The sequence below is a fragment of the Blastomonas sp. genome (assembly GCF_041747255.1).
In the GTDB taxonomy this organism is placed as follows: Bacteria; Pseudomonadota; Alphaproteobacteria; order Sphingomonadales; family Sphingomonadaceae; genus Blastomonas.
Genome location: NZ_JBGTFM010000479.1, coordinates 1 through 6,888 on the forward strand (window position 1 = coordinate 1; position 6,888 = coordinate 6,888).

The following is a 6,888-nucleotide window of genomic DNA, read 5'->3' on the forward strand; positions in this document are numbered from 1 at the left end:
TGCCGATCTCGATGCGCTGGCGCGGGTCTGGGGTGATGTGCCGCAGGGGGCCGAGCGGATTGTCGTGCCTGCGGGCGAGACGCTGGCGCGGGCTATCGTGCTGCCGGTGGCGCTGTCGGGCGTGTCGATTGTTGACATTGACGTGACGATTGAAGCAGGCGCGCGGTTTGAACTGCATCTGTTGTGCGCGGACGCCGATTACGGGCGGATGAGCATCAACGTGACGCTGCACGAGGGCGCGCATTTTGAGATGGGCGGGGCGATTCTGGGCAACGCCGACCAGACGCTCGAAATCGTCACCCAGGTCAATCACAACCACCCCAACGCCACCAGCAATCAGGTGGTGCGCAAGGTGCTTGCGGGACATGCGACCGGATCGTTCCTCGGCAAGGTTGCGGTCGCGCGCCACGCACAGGGGACTGACGCGGCGCAGTCGGTAAAGGCGATGTTGCTCGACCGCACCGCGACCGCGAACGCCAAGCCTGAGCTGGAAATCTACGCCGACGATGTGAAATGTGCGCACGGCGCGACGGTGGGCGAACTCGACAAGGGTGCGCTGTTCTACATGGCGGCGCGCGGGATTCCGCCGCAGCTGGCGCGCAAGCTGATGCTGCAGGCGTTCATTGCCGATGCATTTGTCTCGCTGGGCGACGATGCGACGCGCGAGGCGATTGAGGCGCGGGCGCTGGCTGCGCTGGAGGCTTTGGCGTGAGGATCGGCGCAACCCAAACCTTCTCCCTCGATGGGAGAAGGATACTAAGCCTTGCCAAGCGCAGCGAGGCTAGGCGCAGTTGGATGAGGGTGAGTGCGCCATGGCTGGCGGCAGTTTGCCCTCGCCTCCCCCTCTCCCAGCTTCGACTAGGCAGCACGCTGCCAAGTCTGCGCACCCCTCTCCCTCGGGGGGGAGAGGGGTTATGAGCGATCACATGCTGACATCCGCTCACCCTGAGCTTGTCGAAGGGTCTGTGAAGGGGCTTCGACAGGCTCTGCCTGAGCGGGACGGGGTACAATTGCTCAATCACCGCGCGGATTTCCCCGGCCTCGTCACGGCCAATGGCGATCCGTGGCATTATCTCGATACCGCAGCGACCGCGCAAAAGCCGCACGCGGTCATCGACGCCATCGCACGCGCTTATGGCCGCGATTACGCGACCGTGCACCGCGGCGTTTATGCGCGCTCGGCGGATATGACGCGCGCTTATGAGGATGCGCGGCGCAAGGCGGCAGCGTTTATTGGTGGGCGTGAGGATGAGACCGTGTTTACGCGCGGCGCCACTGAAGGCATCAACCTTGTCGCGCACAGCTGGGGTATCACGAACCTGAAGCCCGGCGACCGCATCATGCTGAGCCAGCTCGAGCATCACAGCAACATCGTGCCGTGGCAGCTGGTGGCCGAACGCACCGGCGCCGTTATCGATGTTGCGCCGCTCACCTATGACGGCCAGATCGATCTCGATGTAATGGCCGCGATGCTCACGGCGCGCCACAAGATGGTCGCGCTGGCGCATGTCTCCAACGTGCTGGGCAGCGTGCTCGATGCGCGGCGCGCGGCGGATCTGGCGCACAATGTCGGGGCGCTGCTGCTGCTCGATGGTTGTCAGGCGGTGCCGCGCCTGGCGGTCGATATCGCTGCGCTCGATTGCGATTTCTATGTCTACAGCGCGCACAAGCTCTATGGCCCCACCGGGATCGGCGTGCTGTGGGGGCGGGCTGGTCTGCTGGACGCGATGCCGCCGTGGCAGGGCGGCGGTGCGATGATCGACCGGGTGACCTTTGCGCGCACCACCTACGCCCCGCCGCCGCAGCGGTTTGAGGCAGGCACCCCGCATATCGCGGGCGCGGTCGGGCTTGCTGCGGCGATCGATTATGTCACCGGTATCGGCGTTGAGGCAATCCACGCGCACGAAACTGAACTGGTCGAGGCGGCGCAGGAGGCGCTGGCGGGGATCAATGCACTTACCGTGTTCGGGCCGCGCGCGAGCGCCGGTATTCTGTCGTTTGCACTCGAAGGGGTGCATCCGCACGACATCGGCACCATATTGGATGAAGGCAATGTCGCAATCCGCGCCGGGCATCATTGCGCACAACCGCTGATGGATCATCTGGGTGTGCCCGCTACCGCGCGGGCAAGCTTTGGCGTTTACAACACGCTTGACGATGTCGATGCACTCGTGCGCGGGCTTGACCGGGTGCGCAGGATTTTTGGGTGAGGGCAATGGACGAGACGGGAAAGATCATGGTCGAACAGGTGGATGCGGTAGCAAAACCGCCCAAGGCGCGCGTCGACAGCGCCATCGACACGCCCCAGATGCGCGTCGATCATGCGATCGACACGACCGGCCCGGAAAGCGCGGGCGAACGCTATCGCCGCAAGCGCGATTACCTCGCGGGGTTTCTGGCCGAACAGCCACCCGAGATCGCTGCTGATCAACCCGGAGGCGCGGTGTATGACGCGATCATCGAAACGCTCAAAAGCATTTATGACCCTGAAATCCCGGTCAATATCTATGATCTTGGGCTGATCTACGGGGTCGAGGTGAGCGAGGATGGCCACGCGGTCGTCAGCATGACATTGACCACGCCCAACTGCCCGGTGGCCGAATCGATGCCCGGCGAGATTGAAATGCAGGTGGGGTCTGTTCCCGGCGTCGGCTTTGCCGAAGTCAATCTGGTCTGGGACCCGCCTTGGGACCCCGGCAAGATGAGCGACGAGGCCAAGCTGGAACTGGGGATGTTGTAAACACCTTCTCCCTCGATGGGAGAAGGATACGAAGCCTTGGCGGCGTGAGCCGACTAGGCGCAGTTGGATGAGGGTGAGCGATATTGCGCAGCCGCTGCTGTCACCCTCACCCAGCTTCGACTAATTCGCTGCGCTCATAAGTCTGCGCAGCCCTCTCCCATCGAGGAAGAGGGGTAAATTGAGGACCGAACCGATGACGACCACGACCACCACCCGCGCCCGGCCTGCCGCACTGAACCTGACGCCTTCTGCTGAAGCGCGGATCGCGTATCTGATGGCGCAGGCGCCTGTGGATGCAATTGGCGTCAAGCTGTCCACCCCGCGCCGGGGCTGCTCGGGGCTGGCCTATTCGGTCGATTATGTCACCGAGGAAGTGAAGTTTGACGAGAAGATCGAGACCCCGGGCGGGGTGTTTTACGTCGATGGCGGTTCAGTGCTGTATCTGATCGGATCGACGATGGACTGGGTGGAAGATGATTTCACCGCTGGTTTCGTGTTCAACAATCCCAATGCCAAGGGCAGCTGCGGTTGCGGCGAGAGCTTCACGGTCTGATCGGCGCGCGCGCTCACCGGATCGCGCGATAGGGCACTCCGCCCTTGCCTGCCTGCCGCTGGCGGATGAGGCGGATATAGGTTTCGGCCAAGCCCCGGTTGATGCGGTCCCAGCTGTATTTTTCGCTGCGCCTGACCCCGGCTGCGCCATGCAGCGCGCGCAGCGCCGGGTCGGCGCAATAGGTCTGCAGCGCATCGGCGAACTCGACCGTGGCACCGGGGCGGACCAGATTGCCGGTGACGCCATGTTCGACCAGGCTTTCGCTGCCGGTCGCGCGCGCCGCGACCACCGGCAGGCCGCACGCCATCGCCTCAAGCGTCACATTGCCAAAGGTCTCGGTGATCGACGGGTTGAAAAACACATCCATGCTGGCGACCGCGCGACCAAGGTCGGCCCCGCCCTGAAAGCCTGCGAACACCGCATTGGGCAGCCGCGATTCAAACCAGTCGCGCGCCGGACCCTCGCCTACGATCAGAACCTGATGCGCTATCTGGCGGCGCACCATCCGGTCGATCGAATCCGAAAAGACGTCAAGACCCTTTTCCATCACCAGCCGCCCAAGAAAGCCGATCACCGGCACGTCATTGGCCAACCCCAGCCCGCGCCGCCAGTCTATGTCGCGCGCCTGCGGGCTGAAAATCGTCCTGTCGACCCCGCGCGACCAGATGCCGACGTCATAGCTCATCCGCTGTTCGCGCAGCACCTGCGCCATCGAATCTGATGGCGCGACGATCGCGTCGCACCTGCGGTACAGGCGGCGCAGATAGGCCTCGAGCAATGGCTCAAGAAACGCCATGTTGTAATAACGCGGATAGGTTTCAAACCGCGTGTGAACCGAGGCGATCAGCGCGACATCATGCCGCTTGGCCCAGCGCACTGCGCTGTGCCCGGCGCTGTCGGGGCTGGAAATGTGGACAATATTGGGCGCAAAGGCGTTGAGGTCTTTTTTTACCCGTGGCGGCAGGAACGTGGTGGCGCGATATTCCGGACGCCCGGGAATGGCGAAGGACGGCACGCTGATCAGGTCGCCGGTCGCCTCGAACGCCGGGCTTCCGACGGTGGGCGAGTAGATTCTCACCTGCGCTTTATTGTCGAGCAGCCAGCCGACGAGCCGGTTCAGCGCCTGATTCGCCCCGTCACGCACATAATTGTAGTTGCCGCTGAACAGCGCAATACGAAGGTCTGAAATCTGCATGGTGGCGGCGGTTTAGGCGGTCACCATCCAAATAGCTATGGCGTTTACGCCCAAACAGACATGGCGTTTACGCCCAAACAAGCATGCCGTTAATCGACGGCGAGCACCGGGTCAGCCGGCGGCAGCAGCCGGATGCGCGTTACCCGTCGTTCGTCGCCATCGATGATTTCCAGTTGCCAGCCGCTTTCATGCGCGAGCACCCGCCCAGTTTCGGGGACTTCGCCCGCCAGAATGAATGCCAGCCCGCCCAACGTATCGACATCTTCCTCCACCTCGCCAAAGGCGGTGTCGATCAGCTTGGCGACATCGTCCAGTTCGGCGCGGGCATCGGCATCCCAGCTGCCATCTGCTCCCTGCACCAGCAAGGATTCGGGCGCATCGTCGTGCTCGTCCTCGATATCGCCGACGATCTCCTCAACCAGATCCTCGATGGTCACCAACCCTTCGGTGCCCGAATATTCATCGATCACGATCGCCAGATGGGTGCGTGTCTGGCGCATTTCGGCGAGCAGATCGAGCACGCCCATGGTTTCCGGCACAAAACGCGGCTGGCGAATCAGATTATCCCACATTTCGGGGCGCGGGCCATCCTGCGCGATGATGGTGAACACGTCCTTGATGTGGACCATGCCGACGATGTGGTCGAGCGATCCATCATACACCGGCACCCGGCTGTGGCCGTGCTCGGCAAAAATCTGCACCAGCGCATCGAAGCTCGCCTGCCTGTCGATGGCGATGATATCGCTGCGCGGCACCGCCACGTCATCAACATCATGTTCGCTGAAATGCAGCAGGTTGCGCAGCATCTCGCGCTCGACACGCGACAGGTCGCCGTTCGAGCCCTTGCCGTCGGCGTCATCGTCATCCTCGTGCTCGTCGATTGCCTCTTCGAGTTGGGCACGCAGCGACTGGTCGTGATTGTCTCCGAACAGCAGGGCCTTCAGACCCCGCCAAATTCGTCCTGTTCCCTCATCACTTGCGGCAGATTTACTGCCGCTCATACTGTCTGCGTCTGCCATGACTGGCTGTATCTTAACCTCGCGCTGTCGTTGAATGCCCAATTACCGTCTAATATGGATTGTCGATGCCCAGCTTGGCAAGCGCTTTCACCTCAAGCGCTTCCATATGTTCGGCCTCGGCATCGTTGCCATGGTCATAGCCGACCAGATGCAGCGTGCCGTGGATGGTCAGATGCACCGCGTGATCAGCAAGGGCAATGCTCTTGTCCGCCGCCTCGCGCGCGCAGGTCTCATACGCCAGCATGATGTCGCCGAGCAACACCTCGCCCCCCCCGTTCTTGGCATCGGTGTTGGCCAGCGCGGGCAATAGATCGAGATCGACCATCGGAAACGACAGCACATTGGTGGGCTGGTCCTTGTCCCGGTAATCGCGGTTGAGCGCCTGCACCTCGGCATCGCTGCCCAGATGGACGCTGACCGAGACGGCGAACGGCGCGGTGACCAGGCTGCCCTGCGGGCTGACGCCAAGCGCGGCGGTGACTGCGTTGGAGACCAGCGCCTGCCAATCGGTATCCGCCGGCCATTCGGAGGCGGTCGAAACTTCGGTGTCGATCATGGGGATGATGTCATGCGCATTAAGCTTTTAAGCGCACAGTGGAGAGATTGGGAGACAAAGCAGGGCGAATGCCCGCAGCCCTCAAGCATCCTTGCCCTCATAGGCCTCGACGATCCGCCCGACGATCGGGTGGCGGACGACGTCGGCGGCGGTGAAGCGGACGGTGCCCATGCCCTGCACGCCTTCCAGCCGGCCCACCGCATCGGCCAGGCCCGACGCGCCGACGCCACCGGGCAGATCGACCTGTTTGGGGTCTCCGCAGATCACCATCCGGCTGTTCATGCCGAAGCGGGTAAGGAACATTTTCATCTGCGCAGGCGTGGTGTTCTGCGCTTCATCGAGGATGATGAAGCTGTCCGCCAGCGTTCGCCCGCGCATGAAGGCCAAAGGCGCGATCTCGATCTCGCCGCTGGCAATGCGCCGTTCGACCTGTTCGGCGGGCAAGGTATCGTAGAGCGCATCGTAAAGCGGGCGCAGATACGGATCGACCTTTTCTTTCATGTCGCCGGGCAGAAAGCCCAGCCGTTCGCCGGCTTCCACCGCCGGGCGCGACAGGATCAACCGCTGGACAGAACCGGTGATCAGCTGGCTCACCGCCTGCGCCACCGCCAGATAGGTCTTGCCGGTACCCGCTGGGCCCAGCGCGAAGATGATGTCATCGCGGGCGAGCGCATGCATATAGATCGTCTGCGTCTGCGAACGCGGCACGATGGTCTTCTTGCGGGTGCGGATCATGACGGCGGGCAGCTCTGCCACATCGTGCTGGACGATGCCTTCCAGCGTGGGTTCGGCCGACATGCTGATCAGCGCCTCCAGCGCGCCTTC

Annotated in this window: 8 protein-coding genes; 4 read left to right on the top strand and 4 right to left on the bottom strand. The window is 63.0% G+C overall.

The window, feature by feature from the left end:
• The 4 genes from ACEW8G_RS15830 to ACEW8G_RS15845 all read left to right on the top strand — a co-directional run.
• Positions 1 to 712, top strand: a 712-nt coding sequence (locus ACEW8G_RS15830; protein WP_373489358.1) for a SufD family Fe-S cluster assembly protein, incomplete at its 5' end; no start/stop codon positions are given.
• 202 nt (positions 713 to 914) lie between these two features.
• Positions 915 to 2,210, top strand: a complete 1,296-nt coding sequence (locus tag ACEW8G_RS15835; protein ID WP_373489359.1) for a SufS family cysteine desulfurase — start codon at positions 915 to 917, stop codon at positions 2,208 to 2,210.
• Positions 2,211 to 2,215: 5 nt separating this feature from the next.
• Positions 2,216 to 2,740: an SUF system Fe-S cluster assembly protein gene (locus ACEW8G_RS15840; RefSeq protein WP_373489360.1), complete on the top strand. Its 525-nt coding sequence runs from the start codon at positions 2,216 to 2,218 to the stop codon at positions 2,738 to 2,740.
• Between the two features lie 193 nt (positions 2,741 to 2,933).
• Entirely contained in the window at positions 2,934 to 3,293 is a 360-nt protein-coding gene (locus tag ACEW8G_RS15845) for a HesB/IscA family protein (protein WP_373489361.1), read from the top strand.
• A 13-nt stretch (positions 3,294 to 3,306) separates the two neighbouring features.
• Here ACEW8G_RS15845 and ACEW8G_RS15850 read toward each other — a convergent pair whose 3' ends face one another.
• The 4 genes from ACEW8G_RS15850 to ACEW8G_RS15865 all read right to left on the bottom strand — a co-directional run.
• On the bottom strand, positions 3,307 to 4,488 hold the full coding sequence (locus ACEW8G_RS15850) for a glycosyltransferase family 4 protein (RefSeq protein ID WP_373489362.1): 1,182 nt from the start codon (positions 4,486 to 4,488) through the stop codon (positions 3,307 to 3,309).
• Positions 4,489 to 4,577: 89 nt separating this feature from the next.
• On the bottom strand, positions 4,578 to 5,507 hold the full coding sequence (locus ACEW8G_RS15855; protein ID WP_373489363.1) for a hemolysin family protein: 930 nt from the start codon (positions 5,505 to 5,507) through the stop codon (positions 4,578 to 4,580).
• A gap of 49 nt (positions 5,508 to 5,556) precedes the next feature.
• Entirely contained in the window at positions 5,557 to 6,063 is a 507-nt protein-coding gene (gene ybeY / locus ACEW8G_RS15860) for an rRNA maturation RNase YbeY (RefSeq protein ID WP_373489364.1), read from the bottom strand.
• An 81-nt stretch (positions 6,064 to 6,144) separates the two neighbouring features.
• On the bottom strand, positions 6,145 to 6,888 hold a 744-nt coding region (locus ACEW8G_RS15865), incomplete at its 5' end, for a PhoH family protein (protein WP_373489365.1).